The sequence below is a fragment of the Streptomyces sp. NPDC038213 genome (genome assembly GCF_055600495.1).
In genome coordinates, this window is record NZ_JBVJYM010000003.1 from 378,147 (window position 1) to 393,505 (window position 15,359).

The window sequence follows — 15,359 nt, forward strand, 5'->3', positions numbered from 1 at the left end:
GATCGATGAGACAGTTACGGCTGCCGACATAAACGACCCGCTGAACCTGCTCGCCGTGGACTCCTCGGCCAACCGCCGCAAGGGCGACGGCGACGCTGCGACCTGGCTGCCCGCCGACCGCGCCCACCGGTGCGCGTACGTGGCCTCGCAGGTCGCGGTGAAGGGCAAGTACGGGCTGTGGGTGACCCGTTCGGAGCGGGACGCGATGAAGCGGGTGCTGGAGCGCTGCCCGCAGCAGCGGCTGCCGGAGGGCGGCAGCCCGACCCGGGCCCCGGCCCGCCTGGCCCGCTGAGGGCGGGCGGGCGGGACCGGGGCCGGGAGTCGAGGCCGGGCCGTGCGCCGGGCCGTCCGTCAGGCCGTGCGCCCCGCGCCGCGCAGCTTGTCGGCGTCGACGACGTCCTTGTCGGCGGGCGGTGAGACGTCCACCGGCCGGTCGTACTCGGAGAAGGTGACGTCCCCGGGCTCGGTCCCGCCGGTCTTGGCGGCGCGCAGCAGGTACGGCTTGCCGTCCGTGGCCACGTAGTACGTCTCCGTGCCCCCGTCCGCGCTCGGTGCGGTGACGGTCATCGCCTCCTGCCCCCCGACCTGCGACAGCCGGCCCTTGCGGGCCACCGGGCTGCTGCCGAAGGAGCCGAGGAGCTTGCCGAGGTCGCACATGCCCGCCGACTGCCGGGCCTGGGGGCTGTCGGCGCGCATCTTCAGCCAGCGGTCCGCGAGCGAGGCGACCACCGCGTCGACCTGGCGCCGGGGCATGTTCTTCGACTGCGAGCGGTACAGGGCCTCGTCGGCCTTGTAGTAGAGGTACGCGGTGGACTTGACGATCTCGGCCCGGCCGCCGCCGCCGAGGACCACCGTCCCCTCGCACTCGCCCTTCAGGTTCAGGGCGATGTCCATCTCCATCTCCTTGCCGTCCGAGCGGACCCGGCCGGCGATCCGCAGGGACTCGGCCCGCTTCGTGGCCTCGTACGCCCTCGCGTGGATCTCGGGCCCGGAGAGCTCGGCGAACGGCTCGGCGGGAGCCTCGGGCGGGGCGGACGGGGTGGCGGCGGGTTTGCCGTCGGAGGTGCCGGACCTGCCGGTCCCGGGGCCGTCCGGGCCGCCGCCGCAGGCGGTCAGTCCTGCCAGGGCGACGGAGGCGAGGGCGCTCGCGGCGAGCGCGCGGCAGCGGGTGCGAATGCGGGCGTGCTGGTGCATGTGGATCCCCCCTGTGCGTCGTACGCCTGACGGATATGCCCGGCCCGGCGGCCGGTGAAGCCGCCCTCCCCTCGCGGGGCGGCTGCACCGGCCGGGCGGCGGGGCTCAGCCGAGCTTGGAGACGTCGATGACGTCCTTGTCGGCGGGCGGGGTGGCGTCCACGGGCTCGTCGTAGTCGGAGAAGGCCAGTTCGCCCGGGTCGGTGCCGCCCTTCTGGACCGCCTTGAGGAGGTACGGCTCGCCCTCGGCGGCGACGTAGACGGTGGCGGTGCCCTCGTCGGCGGGCACGGTCAGGGTGACGGCCTTCTGCCCGTCGACGGTGGCCACCGCCCCCTTGCGGGCCCCCTTCGTGTCGGACTCGAAGGCCTTCAGCAGCTCGTCCAGGTCGCAGATCCCGGCGAAGTCCTTCGCGTCGGGGGAGGAGGCGGGGGCCTTCATCCAGCGGCCCGCGAGCATGGCGACGACGGCGTCGGTCTGCTCCTTCGGCTCGCCCTTGCCCGCGGCGCGGTAGAAGGCCTCGTCCGCCTTGATGTAGGCGGTGCCGGCCGACTTGATCACCTCGAAGCCGCCCTCGTCCGCCGTGCGCATGGTGCCGCGGCACTCGTCCTTCGTGCTGAGGGCCAGGTCCATCGTCATGGCCTTGCCCTCTTCCAGGACCTGCCCCTTGACCCTCAGCGAGGCGGCTTTGCGGCTGGCGGCGAGGGACTTCTCCAGCAGCTGCGGGCCGGTCAGGTCCGCGTACGGCGCGGGCTCGGCGGACGCGGACGGCTTGGAACCGGAGCCGGTGCCGGAGCCGGGGGTGCCGGACGTCTTGCCGCTCCCGGCACCGCCGCACGCGGTGAGCCCGAGCAGGGCGGCGGAGACGAGGGCCGTGGCCGTGAGGGTGGTGGTGCGCATGGGAGAACTCCCTGGGTGGGGTCGGGCAGAGCGGTGTGGGGGAGACTGAGGCAATCACAGCAGAAGCTGTGAACCGAGTCAACAAGACTCACGGGGATTCATTGATTCACGCCGTGAAGAGGGTTCTCGGATGTGTACGGGTATGCTCGGCGCACAGCGCGGGACGCCCGACGCCTGACAGGGAGCGAGCACAGTGCCGGACCACGGGGAGCAGCCCACCGCCGGAACCGCCGGAACCGCCGGAACCGCCGGAACCGAGGTGACCGCCGCCGAGATCGCGCGGCTCGCCGGGGTCGGCCGGGCCGCCGTCAGCAACTGGCGCCGCCGCCACGCCGACTTCCCCAAGCCCGCGGGCGGCACCGAGACCAGCCCCTCCTTCGCCCTCGCCGAGGTCGAGCGGTGGCTGCGCGACCAGGGCAAGCTCGCCGAGGTCCCGCTGCGCGAGCGCGTCTGGCAGCAGCTGTCCGGCCACCCCGGCGGGGCCGTCACCGCCCTCGTGCACGCCGGCTGCGCCCTGCTCGTCGTACGGGACCGCCCCACCGACTGGCTGGAGCTGGCCGGCGGCGCGGGCGGCGGCAGCGGCGCGGGCGCGGCCCCCGCGCGCGCCTCCGACGAGGAGTTCGCGGCCCGCCTCCCCGCCGTGCTCGACCAGGTGCTCACCGCCCGCTTCGGCCCCGCGCACCCGGTCCCGGCCGCCGGCATCCCGGCCGCTGCCGTCCCCCTGCTGCGCGGGGCCGCCGAGCTCGCCGCCGAACTGGGCGCCCGCCAGGCCTTCGAGTTCCTCCTCGGCCGCCACCTCGACGCCAACCCCCGCCAGTACACGCTGACCCCGCCCGGCCCCGCCGAGCTGATGGCCGCCCTCGCCGCCCCCGCGGGCGCCGCAGCGGCCCCCCTCACCGTCCTGGACCCGGCCTGCGGCACCGGCGGACTGCTGCGCGCCGTCCCCCGGGCCGCCGCCCTCCACGGCCAGGACGCCCAGCCCGAGCTGGCCGCCCTCACCGCCCTGCGGCTGGCCCTGCACGGGGACGCGGCCGTGCGCACCGCGGCCGCCGACAGCCTGCGCGCCGACGCCTTCCCCGCCCTGCGCGCCGACGCCGTGCTCTGCCACCCGCCCTTCAACGAGCGCAACTGGGGGCACGAGGAGCTGGCCTACGACCCGCGCTGGGAGTACGGCTTCCCCGCCCGCACCGAGTCCGAGCTCGCCTGGGTCCAGCACGCCCTGGCCCGGCTCCGCGAGGGCGGCACCGCCGTCCTGCTGATGCCCCCGGCCGCCGCCGCCCGCCGCTCCGGCCGCCGGATCCGCGCCGACCTGCTGCGCCGCGGCGCCCTGCGCGCCGTGATCGCCCTGCCCGCCGGGGCCGCGCCCCCGTACGGGATCCCGCTGCACCTGTGGGTGCTGCGCCGGCCCGCCCCCGCCGCCGCGCCCGCCCCCGAACTGCTCCTCGTCGAGACCGCGGGCATCGGAGCGGGTACGGGCGCGGGCGCCGGCCCGGACGCCGCAGCGGACACCGGCCGGGACAAGGCCTCCTGGCCCGCCGTGCACCGCGCCGTCACCGAGGCCTGGGCCGCCTTCGGGAAGGCGGGCCGGCTGGAGACCGTACCCGGCACGGCCCGCTCCGTGCCCGTCATCGAACTCCTCGACGACGACGTGGACCTCACCCCCGCCCGCTACCTCCCGCCCCCGGCCGCCGCAGGCGGCGCCGCCGAACTGGGCTCCGTACGCGCCCGCCTCGACGCGGCCCTCGCGCTGGCCGCCCGGCTCGCCCCGCCCCCCGGCGCCCCCGCCGGGGCGCCCCCCGCGCCCGGGGCCCTCACCCGCACCACCACCACCCTCGGCGAACTCGCCCGCGCAGGCGCCCTGGTGATCCTCTCCGCCGGGGCCGCCGAGGAGCCCGTGCTCACCGAGGCCGGGGACGTGGTCGTGCCCGTGGTCGGCGCCGGATCCGCGGTCCGGGTCGTCGACGCCGCCGGCGCCGGGGAGCCGCTGGGGCGCAACCTCCAGCTGCTGCGCCCCGATCCGGCCGCGCTCGACCCCTGGTTCCTGGCCGGCTTCCTGCGCGGCACCGCCAACCACCGCCAGGCCAGCAGCTACGCCTCCACCGCCAGCCGGCTCGACGCCCGCCGGCTCCAGCTGCCCCGGCTGCCGCCCGCCGAACAGCAGCGCTACGGCGAGCGGTTCCGCGCCCTCGCCGAGTTCGAGGAGGCCCTGCGGACCGCCGGCCGGCTCGGGGAGCAGCTCGTCCAGGGGCTGTACGACGGGCTGGGCGACGGCAGCGTGCCGGCCTGACGGCCGCGCAACGGTCCGGCCCCGCAACGGTTCGGTTCCGCAACGGTTCGGTACAACCGGGGCCCGCTGTCGGCGTCCCTGTATACGCTCAAGAGACCGTCCGTCCGGTGTCGTCCGCCGCCCGGACCGCACACCAGCCCAGACCCGCCCGAACCGGCACGTACCCGTCAGGAGCAGCAATGCACGGCCAAGGCCATGCCCCCCGGCAGCCGGGGCGCCCCGCCGGCAGCACTCTGGCCGCGCTGCGCGCGCTCTTCTCCGCACTGACCCTGCTCAGCTGCGGGTTCCTCAACTTCGCGCCCATGCTGCGGCTTGCGATCGTCACGCGCCGGGCCCTGCACTGGATGCTGGTGGGCCTGTCCCTGGTGTCGAACCTGGGCCTGCTCATCTACGCGGGCGTGAAGGTCCCGGACGACGAGAGCCAGGAGATGAGCGACGGCACGGCCGTCACCATCCTGCTGTGGGTCTGCCTCAACACCGTCGGCGTGCTGACGTACTACCTGTACGCCGAGCTCAAGCACTTCGAGCGGCTCGGCCCGGGCCCGCAGCCCCCGGCCCAGGTCCAGGCCCCCCAGCCGGGGTACGGATACCCGGCGGTCTCCGTGCAGCCCGCCCAGCACACCCCCGTCCCCGGCCCGCCCCCGCAGCACACGCCCGTACCGCCGCAGCCCCACCACACGCCCGTGCCGCAGCAGCACCAGACCCCCGCCCCCCAGCCCCCGGCCCCGCAGCACCCCGCCGGGCCCCGCCGCATCGGGCAGGTCCGCGCCGAACTCGACGAGCTCAGCGAGCTGCTGCGCCGCCAGGAGCGCGACCAGTGAGCGGACGCGTCATCGCGGACCGGTACCAGCTCGCCACCCTGCTCGGGCAGGGCGGTATGGGCCAGGTCTGGACGGCGTACGACCAGCGGCTCGACCGGCGGGTCGCCGTCAAGCTGCTGCGCCCCGACAAGGTCACCGGCCCCGGGGCCACCGCCGCCGAGGAGATGAAGCGGCGCTTCGTGCGCGAGTGCCGCGTCACCGCCCAGGTCGACCACCCCGGCCTGGTCACCGTCCACGACGCCGGCAGCGACGTGGACGACCTCTACCTCGTCATGCAGTACGTCGAGGGCGCCGACCTCGCCGACCACCTCGCCGAGCACGACCCCTACCCCTGGCCCTGGGCGGTCTCCGTGGCCGCGCAGCTGTGCGCCGCGCTCTCCGCGGTGCACGCGGTGCCGATCGTCCACCGCGACCTCAAGCCGCGCAACGTGATGGTCCGCCCGGACGGCTCGGTCGTCGTGCTCGACCTCGGCGTGGCCTCCGTCATGGACTCCGACACCACCCGCCTGACGCACACCGGCTCCCCCATCGGCAGCCCCGCGTACATGGCCCCCGAGCAGGCGATGGGCGGGGCCGTCGGCCCGGCCACCGACCTCTACGCCCTCGGCGTGGTCCTCCACGAACTCCTCAGCGGCGGGGTCCCCTTCGCCGGCTCCACCGCCCTCGGCGTGCTCCACCGGCACCTGTACGAGCCCCCGGTCCCGGTGCGCCGGCTGCGCCCCGAGGTGCCGCAGCTGCTGGAGGACCTGGTGCTGCGGCTGCTGTCCAAGGACCCGCAGCACCGCCCCGGCTCCGCGCAGGAGGTGTACGAGGCCCTGGCCCCGCTGCTCCCGGGGCGCACGGCCGCCGCGGCCGGCGCCGGGCCCCTGGACCCCACCCGGCCCTTCGTCCGCCCGCACGCGCCCTGGCCGGACCGGGCGGCGGCCCCCGCCTCCGTCCCGGTGCCGCCGCTGCCCGGCCGCGCCGACGTGGCCGGGGCGGTGGAGGAGGTCAAGCGGCTGCTCGACGAGGGCCGGCTCACCCAGGCCGTGGACATCCTCGGCGGGATCCTGCCCGCGGCCGCCTCGGAGCACGGGGAGAACTCCCCCGTGGTCCGCTCCCTGCGCAAGCAGTACGCGGCCACGCTGATGGACGACGGCCAGTACCGGCGGGCCCTGCCCGAACTGCGCCGGCTCGCCGACGAGTACGCGCGCGAGTCCGGCGCCGGCGACCCGCGGTCCCTGCGGTTCCGCTACGAGGCCGCGCAGTGCCTGGAGCAGCTCGGCGAACCGGCCGCGGCCCTGGCCGAGTACCGCTCGCTGCTGCCCTACTTCGAGAACCAGTACGCGAACGACGACCGCGAGCTGCCCCTCGAAGTCCGCCGCCGCATCGGCCAGTTGCTGCTGACTCTGGGGGACCGGCCGGCCGCGCACGAGACCCTGGCCCGGCTGCTCTTCGACGCCGAGCGGCTGCACGGTCCGCACCACCCCTTCCCCGGCGAGGTGCGCCGCACCCTGCACTGGCTGGGGCAGGTCCAGGGCTGAGGCCCGCACCCCGGGGGCAGCCCCCGGGAAGCGGGGCGGAGGGGCGCCGGGAGGGCCGTACGGGCGGGCGCACCCTCCCGCCCGGGGACTCGTTGGTCGAATCGGTGGCCCGGACCACCCCGACTGCATACCATCGGTCACCGCACGGCCTTGTGCACCGAAGCACAATCGTCCGCCCCCCTCTGCCCGGAGGCTCCTTTGCACCGTCGCACTGCGCTCTCCGTCTCCGCCGCCCTGCTGGTCGCGGCCCCCCTGCTCGCCGCCTGCTCGGGCGAGGCCCGGCCGGGCACCGCGGCCGTCGTCGGCGGCGAACGCATCACGATCTCGGCCCTCCAGGCCCAGATGAAGGACGTGCGCGCGGCGCAGGCCCGCTCCCCGCAGGCGGCCCAGCTCATCGCCGACACGGCCGGGCTGGAGAAGTACAAGCTCAACGCCATGATCCAGAGCCGGGTCCTGGACCGGACCGCCGAGAACGCGGGCATCCGGGTCACCACCGCCGACCTGGACGAGGCCCGCAAGCAGCGGATCTCCCAGTCCGGCGGCCGGGCCGAGTTCGAGGCCCTCGCCCTCCAGAAGGGCGGGCTGGCCCCGGACCAGATCGACCGGGCCATCCGCGACCAGGTGATCCTGGCCAAGCTCACCGAGAAGTACGGCGAGGGCAAGATCACCGAGCCCGCCGCGGCGGCCGCGAAGGAGCTCGGCGTGGAGGTCAACCCGCGCTACGGCTCCTGGGACCCCGCCCAGCTCGCCGTGACCGCCGGCACCACCTCGTGGATCCGGCAGGTCAGCAAGCCCCAGCAGGCGGCGGCCGGGGCACCCGTGACGGGCTGAGCCCCCGGCGGAGGTAGGTTCGAAGGGTGACTGCTCCGGTTCCCGCCTCCGCCCACGGCCCCGCCGCCCCCGCCGACAGCGCTGCCCCGGGGACCCCGTCCCCGGGCCGCATCGTCCTGCTGACCACCAGCCACCGGGTCGCCCCCGGCCTGCTGTCCTGGCAGGCCTGGCAGGCCCTGCGGGGCGCCGACCTGGTCCTGTGCGCCGACCCCGGCCACCCGCAGCTGCCGTACCTGCACGAGGCGGGCGTCGCCGTCGAGCACACGAGCCCGGACGCCCGGGAGCTGGTCGCCGCCTGCGCCGGCGGCCGCACCGTGGTCCTCGTCCTGGACGGCGAGGGGGACCGGCGGCTCACCGACGGACTCGCCCGGCTCGCCGGCTCCGGCCGCCACAGCATGCCGGACCTCGAACTGCTCCCCGGCTCCTACGACCTGCCCGGCGCCCGGCTGCTCGACCTGGTCCAGGTCATGGACCGGATCCGCCGCGAATGCCCCTGGTCCTCCCGGCAGACCCACGAGGGGCTGGCGAAGTACGGGATCGAGGAGGCCTACGAGCTGGTCGAGGCCATCGAGCAGGGCAGCCGCGCGGAGCTCCGCGAGGAGCTGGGGGACGTACTCCTCCAGGTGGTCTTCCACGCCCGGATCGCCGAGGAGGGCCTGCCCGCGGGGGCAGCGGGCGGGGCGGACGGCCACGGGGACGGGGAGGACGGGGACGCCGACGGCGAGGACGGCGGGGGCGCCTTCTCCATCGACGACGTGGCCGCCACCATCGTCGAGAAGCTCGTCCACCGCCACCCGCACGTCTTCGGGGACGCGACCGCGCAGACCCCCGAGGACGTCAAGGCCCACTGGATGCGCACCAAGGCGGAGGAGAAGCAGCGCGACTCGGTGACCGACGGGGTCCCGCTGACGCAGCCCGGACTGGCGCTGGCCACCAAGCTCGCGGGCCGGGCCCGCACGGGCGGACTGGACGTGGACCTGCCCCGGGGCGAGGGGATCGGGTACGAGCTGCTGGCCCTGGCGGCGCGCGCCGAGGCGGACGGCGTGGATCCGGAGACCGCGCTGCGCGCGGCGGCCCGGGCCTACCGGGTCGCGATCCGGGCCGCGGAGGGCCTCGGGGACTAGCCGCGGCAGGCCGGGAGGAGCTGGCGCGGAAGGGGCCGGTCCAAAGGGGCCGGTCCGGGTCCCGGCACGGGATCAGCCGCGGGGCGCCCGCCCGGACGGGTTGTGCCAGTGGACGGCGGGGGTGTTGAGGAACCACTCGCCGAAGCCCGTCGGCCGCGTCCGGCCCGTCCCGGCGGCGGGCACGGAGTCGTGGAACAGCCGCGCGGGGTCCGCGCCCAGCTCCTCCAGGAGGTGGGCGGTCTCCTCGACGAACAGCGGCGGGCCGCTGAGGTAGACGTCCTGGTCGGGCCACAGGCCCCGGTTGCTCAGCGCGGTCAGCAGCCGGTCCGTGGCCTGGTTGCGGTGCTGCCCCGGCGCGGGGGTGATGTACGTGACGGACAGCCACGGCAGCCGCTGCTGCCAGCCGTCGATCAGCGGCCGGTCGTACAGGTGCGCCGCGTCGCGGGCCACGGCGAAGAGGCGTACGTCCTGATCGGGAGGGTGGCGCACGAGCTCCTCCAGCATCGCCCGCACCGGCGCCCAGCCCGTACCGGCCGCGATGAAGGTCAGCGGCCGGCCCGCCCCGCGGCGCAGGGTCGTCGACCCGCCCGCCGCGCCCAGCCGGACCCGCTCCCCGGGCTGCACGTCCCGGACCAGGGCGGTGCTGACCCGGCCCTCCTCGATCCGGCTGACGTGCAGGTCGAGGGTGTGGTCGGGGCGGGGGGCGTTGCCTATGGAGTACGTGCGCCAAGTCGTGGGGACCCGGTCGGTGCCCAGGCTGAGGTACTGGCCGGGGGAGTAGGGGAGCGGGGCGTGCGGGCGCAGGGTCAGGACCGCGATGTCCTCCCCGTACTGGAGGTGGCGGACGATCTCGGCGTCCCACCACGGCGGCTCGGTGGTGGCGGCGGCCCCGGCCATCATGGTCTCCGCGATCACGGAGTAGGCCTCGCTCCAGGCCTTCTCCACGGCGGGGGTCCAGGCCTCGCCGGAGGTCTCGGCGAGCGCGGCGAGGAGGCTGGTGCCCACGGCGGCGTAGTGCTCGGGGCCGGCGAGGTACTTGCGGTGGTCGCGCCCCAGGTCGCGCAGGTACGGGCCGACGGCCTCGTCGTCCAGGTGGGCGATGACGTGCGTGAGCGCCGCGAAGAGCCGGTCCCGCTGCCGCTCCATGTCCGCGGGGTCCGGCGGGAACATCGCGCGCACCCCCGGGTTGTGCCAGAACAGGTGGGAGTAGAAGAACTTGACCGCGTGCTCGGCCCGTCTCTCCACCACCGCGAAACTGCTTTTCAAGATCTTCACATCCACAGAACGGAAAGTAGGAACGCCTCCTCGCCCCAGGTCAAGACCTGTCCGATCTACGGACAGCCTTGGCGAAGGGGCCAAATGGGGTGCTTCGGGCGGGTGCCCGCGGCAGGGGATACGGTCGGGAGGTGCACGAAGAGAACCCCGCCGCCCCCGGCTGCCCCGTCGGGGGAGCAGCCGCTGCCGCCGCCGCACCCCCGGCCCCGACCCTGTTCGACTGGGAGTTCGCCACCGATCCGTACCCGGCGTACGCGTGGCTGCGCGAGCACTCCCCCGTGCACCGCACCCGGCTGCCCAGCGGGGTGGAGGCCTGGCTCGTCACCCGGTACGCCGACGCCCGCCAAGCCCTCGCCGACCAGCGCTTGAGCAAGAATCCGGCGCACCACGCGGAGCCGGCCCACGCCAAGGGCAAGACGGGCATCCCCGGTGAGCGCAAGGCCGAGCTGATGACCCACCTGCTCAACATCGACCCGCCGGACCACACCCGGCTGCGGCGCCTGGTCTCCAAGGCCTTCACCCCGCGCCGCGTCGCGGAGTTCACCCCGCGGGTGCAGGAGCTGACCGACCACCTCATCGACGGGTTCGCCGCGCGGGGGGAGGCGGACCTCATCCACGAGTTCGCGTTCCCGCTCCCCATCTACGCCATCTGCGAGATGCTCGGCGTACCGCGGGAGGACCAGGACGACTTCCGCGACTGGGCCGGGATGATGATCCGGCACGGCGGCGGCCCCCGGGGCGGGGTGGCCCGCTCCGTCAAGAAGATGCGCAACTACCTCGTCGAGCTGATCCACCGCAAGCGGGACGAGCCGGGCGAAGACCTCATCTCGGGGCTGATCCGGGCGAGCGACCACGGCGAGCACCTGACGGAGAACGAGGCGGCCGCGATGGCCTTCATCCTCCTCTTCGCGGGCTTCGAGACCACCGTGAACCTCATCGGCAACGGCCTCCACTCCCTCTTCGCGAACCCCGGCCAGCGCACCCGCCTCCAGGCCTCGCTGGCCGCGGGGGAGACGGGGCTGCTGGCCACCGGCGTGGAGGAGCTGCTGCGCTACGACGGCCCGGTCGAGCTGGCCACCTGGCGGTTCGCCACCCGCCCGCTGACCCTGGGCGGCAGGGAGATCGCGGCGGGGGACCCCGTCCTCGTGGTGCTGGCGGCGGCGGACCGCGATCCCGCGCGGTTCGCGGAGCCGGACTCCCTGGACCTGTCCCGCGCCGACAACCAGCACCTGGGCTACGGGCACGGCATCCACTACTGCCTCGGCGCCCCGCTCGCCCGGCTGGAGGGCCAGACGGCCCTGGCCACCCTGCTGACCCGGCTGCCGGACCTGCGGCTCGCGGTCGATCCGTCCGAACTGCGCTGGCGCGGCGGGCTCATCATGCGCGGACTGCGCACGCTGCCGGTGGAGTTCACCCCGCGGGCGAACTGAACCGGAGTCAATCATTCCTGACGGACCATCAGGAATGTGATCTTTACGTGATCTGCGCTGCATCGACTTGTAACAAGCGTTCGAAGCCCGCTACGTTCGCCGTCACCTGCTCAGCCCACGGGAAGGGTCCACCCTCATGCGCTCCGGGAACGGCCGCCACAGAAAGCCTCGTCAGGCCCCCGCGATCGTCGTCACGGCCGGTGTCACCGGCTCGGCGCTCGCGCTGCCCCTGCTCGCCGCCGGCTCCGCATCAGCCGCCGACACCGCCACGTGGGACAAGGTCGCCGAGTGCGAGAGCGGCGGCACGTGGAGCGCCGACTTCGGCAACGGCTCCTACGGCGGGCTCCAGTTCACCCAGGAGCAGTGGAAGGGCGCGGGCGGCACCGAGTTCGCCTCCCGCCCCGACCTCGCCTCCCGCTCCCAGCAGATAGCCGTGGCCGAGCGGGTGCTCGCCGCGCAGGGCCCGGAGGCCTGGCCGCTGTGCGCCGGCCCGTCCGGACTGACCAAGTCCGGCCCCAAGGCCGATGTGGACCCCGGCTCGGCGGACTCCGTCCGCCCGGTCAGCCCGGCCCCGGTGCGCCCCGACCACGTGGTCCCCGGCGCCCCGGAGGCCCCCGCGAAGCCCACCCCGCCGGCCGCCCCGGGTACGCCCACCCCGCCCGCGACCCCGGGCACGCCCAGCGTCCCGGCCACCCCCGGTACGCCCACGGTCCCCGCGACCCCTGGCACGCCGACCGTCCCCGCCACCCCGGGCACGCCCGGCACCCCGACCGACCCGGCGACCCCGACCCCCGGCACGCCGGCCACCCCGGGCACGCCGACGACCCCGGCCACCCCCGGGGCCACGGACCCGGCCTCGCCGGGCATCCCGGCGACCCCCGGCGGCCCGGCCGTCCCCGCCACCCCGGAGGGTCCCGCCACCACTCCCGCCCCGGGCGAGGGCACCGGCAAGCACCGCGGCGCGCCCGCGGACGAGTCCGGCGGCACCGGAGCTGACGGCACGTCGGCGGCCGGGGCCGAGGAGCCCGTGTACATCGTCAAGGCGGGTGACAGCCTGTCGGAGATCGCGGACGCCAAGGGTGTGAAGGGCGGATGGGGCGCCCTGTACGAGGCGAACGAGTCCGTCATCGGCGGGGACGCGGACCTCATCAAGCCCGGCCAGAATCTCGATCTAAGCGAGAAATAGGGACACTTCGGGCCGCTCGACGCGGGTTTGATGCCCCGTTACAGGACTAAATGTCCGAGTTCGAGGAAATGAGACATGCGTCTCTTCGCCTCAACTGGCGCGCCCCGCCGTGATGATTCCGTAATACGCGCGCTCACCTGCGCAAACGTTCCTGTGGGTGAGTCAACTATGGGCGTTTTCTCCCCGATGTCCGTCCTTGAACATCGGGGAGGCGTCTGCCTACGGTCTGAACCGCTCGCCACCGCGGGCTCCTTCGACCGCATCGCCGAATCCTGCCGGCGGCCGGGGGGAACAGTCGTCGCGCAAGCGCCGAAGGCAGGAGCGGGGGACCCAAGGTAGGTGCCGCGCCCGGCCGTTGAGAGACGGTCACGGGACGGCTAGGGGTGAAGCCGTGCGCCAGACGCACGGCCGGGCGACTTCACCGCCCGAACCCGACAGCTCACCTCGCAGGCGTCGGTGAGGAGAAGTTCCATGCTGCTTTCCGGCAAGGGCAAGCACCGCCGCCCCTCGAAGGCCACCCGCATCGCGACCGCCGCCGGTGTCACCGGTGTCGCCATCGCCGCCCCGCTGATGGCCGCGGGCACCGCCAGCGCCGCCACCACCTCCGAGTGGGACGCCGTCGCCCAGTGCGAGTCCGGCGGCAACTGGTCGATCAACACCGGCAACGGCTACTACGGCGGCCTGCAGTTCGCCCCGTCCACCTGGGCCGGCTTCGGCGGCACGGCGTACGCCCCCAACGCCCACCAGGCCTCCAAGTCCCAGCAGATCGCCGTGGCCGAGAAGGTCCTCGCGGTCCAGGGCAAGGGCGCCTGGCCGAGCTGCGGCGTCGGCCTCTCCCGCGCCGCCAACGACGCCTCCTCCGAGGCCGGCAGCGGCTCCTCTTCCTCCTCGAAGCCCGCCGCCCCGAAGCCCTCCGCCACGAAGAAGGCCGAGAAGCGCGCCGAGACCCGCAGCGAGTCCGCGCCCACCACCCGCTCCGAGCGCGGCGCGGCCCAGGGCTTCAAGAAGGGCACCGGCTCCTACGAGGTCAAGGCCGGCGACACCCTCGGCACCATCGCCGACGCCAACGGCGTGGCCGGCGGCTGGGCGAAGCTCTTCGAGCTGAACGGGGACATCGTCTCCGACGCCAACCTCATCTACCCGGGCCAGATGCTCAAGCTCTCCTGACCCCCCCCGGCCCTGCGCGTCCGCGGTGAATCCGCAGGGTCACCGGAAGGCCCGCGCCCCGCGCGGGCCCGCCCGGCACCGGACTGCCCCGCCCGGCGCGTCATCCCCCCCGACGCGCCGGGCGGCGGCGTGTCCCGGGGGAGTTGATCAAGGGTCTTATGTCCTGTAAGGCGGGTATTCGGACCCTTTTTCGTCCCAGGACCCGGGCGGTCGGGCGGCCGACCCCCCCGAGCCGGTTAGGCTCTAGACCGGCAGGGCCACCGCACGGCCCACACGCCGCCGCACACCCAGCGTCACATCCCAGAAGGAGATGCTCGTGCCGTCCATCGACGTCGTCGTAGCCCGGGAAATCCTGGACTCCCGAGGCAACCCCACGGTCGAGGTCGAGGTGGGCCTCGACGACGGCAGCACCGGCCGTGCTGCCGTCCCGTCCGGAGCCTCCACCGGTGCCTTCGAGGCCATCGAGCTCCGCGACGGCGACCCCAACCGCTACATGGGCAAGGGCGTCGAGAAGGCCGTCCTGGCCGTCATCGAGCAGATCGGCCCGGAGCTCGTCGGCTACGACGCCACCGAGCAGCGCCTGATCGACCAGGCCATGTTCGACCTGGACGCCACGGACAACAAGGGCTCCCTCGGCGCCAACGCCATCCTGGGCGTCTCCCTCGCCGTGGCGCACGCCGCCTCCGAGGCCTCGGACCTGCCGCTGTTCCGCTACCTCGGCGGCCCGAACGCGCACCTGCTGCCCGTTCCGATGATGAACATCCTCAACGGCGGGTCGCACGCCGACTCCAACGTCGACATCCAGGAGTTCATGATCGCGCCGATCGGCGCCGAGTCCTTCTCCGAGGCCCTGCGCTGGGGTGCCGAGGTCTACCACACCCTCAAGAAGGTCCTCCACACCAAGGGCCTCTCCACCGGCCTGGGCGACGAGGGCGGCTTCGCCCCGAACCTGGACTCCAACCGCGCCGCCCTCGACCTCATCGTCGAGGCCATCAAGCAGGCCGGCTACGTCCCGGGCAAGGACATCGCGCTCGCGCTCGACGTCGCCGCGTCCGAGTTCTACAAGGACGGCAAGTACGAGTTCGAGGGCCAGTCCCGCTCGGCCGCCGAGATGACCGAGTACTACGCGGAGCTCGTCGAGGCCTACCCGCTCGTCTCCATCGAGGACCCGCTCTTCGAGGACGACTGGGCCGGCTGGAAGGTCATCACCGACAAGCTCGGCGCCAAGGTCCAGATCGTCGGCGACGACCTCTTCGTCACCAACCCCGAGCGCCTCGCCCGCGGCATCGAGGAGGGCTCCGCCAACGCCCTGCTCGTGAAGGTGAACCAGATCGGTTCCCTGACCGAGACCCTCGACGCCGTCGAGATGGCCCAGCGCAACGGCTTCAAGTGCATGATGTCGCACCGCTCCGGCGAGACCGAGGACGTCACCATCGCCGACCTCGCCGTCGCCGTGAACTGCGGCCAGATCAAGACCGGCGCCCCGGCCCGCTCGGACCGCGTCGCCAAGTACAACCAGCTGCTGCGCATCGAGGAGATCCTCGACGACGCCGCCGTGTACGCGGGCCGCAGCGCGTTCCCCCGCTTCAAGGGCTGATCACCTCCCCGCAGGTCCAGCGCTGCG

Annotated in this window: 13 protein-coding genes and 1 riboswitch; of the genes, 10 read left to right on the forward strand and 3 right to left on the reverse strand. The window is 74.5% G+C overall.

All coding sequences use genetic code 11. The annotated features are described in order from the left end of the window. The first annotated feature begins 1 nt into the window (after position 1). Complete coding sequence (locus ACZ7JZ_RS06925) at positions 2-292, forward strand: GmrSD restriction endonuclease domain-containing protein (RefSeq protein WP_470934202.1); 291 nt, start codon at positions 2-4, stop codon at positions 290-292. 59 nt (positions 293-351) lie between these two features. Here the strand turns inward: ACZ7JZ_RS06925 and ACZ7JZ_RS06930 are convergent, their stop codons facing one another. Then, complete coding sequence (locus ACZ7JZ_RS06930) at positions 352-1,194, reverse strand: hypothetical protein (RefSeq protein ID WP_470934006.1); 843 nt, start codon at positions 1,192-1,194, stop codon at positions 352-354. A 105-nt stretch (positions 1,195-1,299) separates the two neighbouring features. Further along, positions 1,300-2,091 (reverse strand): hypothetical protein, encoded by a 792-nt coding sequence (locus ACZ7JZ_RS06935; RefSeq protein ID WP_470934008.1) that lies wholly within the window; start codon positions 2,089-2,091, stop codon positions 1,300-1,302. Positions 2,092-2,350: 259 nt separating this feature from the next. Between ACZ7JZ_RS06935 and ACZ7JZ_RS06940 the strand changes: the two genes are divergently transcribed. The 5 genes from ACZ7JZ_RS06940 to ACZ7JZ_RS06960 all read left to right on the forward strand — a co-directional run bounded on the left by ACZ7JZ_RS06940 (position 2,351) and on the right by ACZ7JZ_RS06960 (position 8,677). Continuing rightward, positions 2,351-4,378: an N-6 DNA methylase gene (locus ACZ7JZ_RS06940; RefSeq protein ID WP_470934204.1), complete on the forward strand. Its 2,028-nt coding sequence runs from the start codon at positions 2,351-2,353 to the stop codon at positions 4,376-4,378. A 179-nt stretch (positions 4,379-4,557) separates the two neighbouring features. Then, positions 4,558-5,199 (forward strand): hypothetical protein, encoded by a 642-nt coding sequence (locus ACZ7JZ_RS06945; protein WP_470934010.1) that lies wholly within the window; start codon positions 4,558-4,560, stop codon positions 5,197-5,199. Continuing rightward, positions 5,196-6,722: a protein kinase domain-containing protein gene (locus ACZ7JZ_RS06950; protein ID WP_470934012.1), complete on the forward strand. Its 1,527-nt coding sequence runs from the start codon at positions 5,196-5,198 to the stop codon at positions 6,720-6,722. The genes ACZ7JZ_RS06945 and ACZ7JZ_RS06950 overlap by 4 nt, the downstream gene beginning before the upstream one ends. Positions 6,723-6,920: 198 nt before the next feature. Continuing rightward, positions 6,921-7,553 carry a SurA N-terminal domain-containing protein gene (locus tag ACZ7JZ_RS06955; RefSeq protein ID WP_470934014.1) on the forward strand — a complete coding sequence of 211 codons (633 nt, stop codon included), beginning with the start codon at positions 6,921-6,923 and terminating at the stop codon, positions 7,551-7,553. A gap of 26 nt (positions 7,554-7,579) precedes the next feature. Further along, entirely contained in the window at positions 7,580-8,677 is a 1,098-nt protein-coding gene (locus ACZ7JZ_RS06960) for a nucleoside triphosphate pyrophosphohydrolase (protein WP_470934016.1), read from the forward strand. Between the two features lie 72 nt (positions 8,678-8,749). Here the strand turns inward: ACZ7JZ_RS06960 and ACZ7JZ_RS06965 are convergent, their stop codons facing one another. Further along, positions 8,750-9,925, reverse strand: coding sequence for a globin domain-containing protein (locus tag ACZ7JZ_RS06965; protein WP_470934018.1), 1,176 nt, complete (start codon positions 9,923-9,925; stop codon positions 8,750-8,752). 158 nt (positions 9,926-10,083) lie between these two features. Between ACZ7JZ_RS06965 and ACZ7JZ_RS06970 the strand changes: the two genes are divergently transcribed. The 4 genes from ACZ7JZ_RS06970 to eno all read left to right on the forward strand — a co-directional run bounded on the left by ACZ7JZ_RS06970 (position 10,084) and on the right by eno (position 15,332). Next, the gene (locus ACZ7JZ_RS06970; RefSeq protein WP_470934020.1) at positions 10,084-11,382 is read left to right on the forward strand and encodes a cytochrome P450 family protein; all 1,299 of its coding nucleotides are present in this window, start codon (positions 10,084-10,086) and stop codon (positions 11,380-11,382) included. 136 nt (positions 11,383-11,518) lie between these two features. After that, complete coding sequence (locus ACZ7JZ_RS06975; RefSeq protein ID WP_470934022.1) at positions 11,519-12,568, forward strand: transglycosylase family protein; 1,050 nt, start codon at positions 11,519-11,521, stop codon at positions 12,566-12,568. A 297-nt stretch (positions 12,569-12,865) separates the two neighbouring features. Continuing rightward, positions 12,866-13,036, forward strand: a riboswitch (cyclic di-AMP (ydaO/yuaA leader). Positions 13,037-13,039: 3 nt separating this feature from the next. Continuing rightward, positions 13,040-13,735: a transglycosylase family protein gene (locus tag ACZ7JZ_RS06980; RefSeq protein WP_470934024.1), complete on the forward strand. Its 696-nt coding sequence runs from the start codon at positions 13,040-13,042 to the stop codon at positions 13,733-13,735. 310 nt (positions 13,736-14,045) lie between these two features. Beyond that, positions 14,046-15,332, forward strand: a complete 1,287-nt coding sequence (gene eno / locus ACZ7JZ_RS06985) for a phosphopyruvate hydratase (RefSeq protein WP_470934026.1) — start codon at positions 14,046-14,048, stop codon at positions 15,330-15,332. Positions 15,333-15,359: the final 27 nt, after the last annotated feature.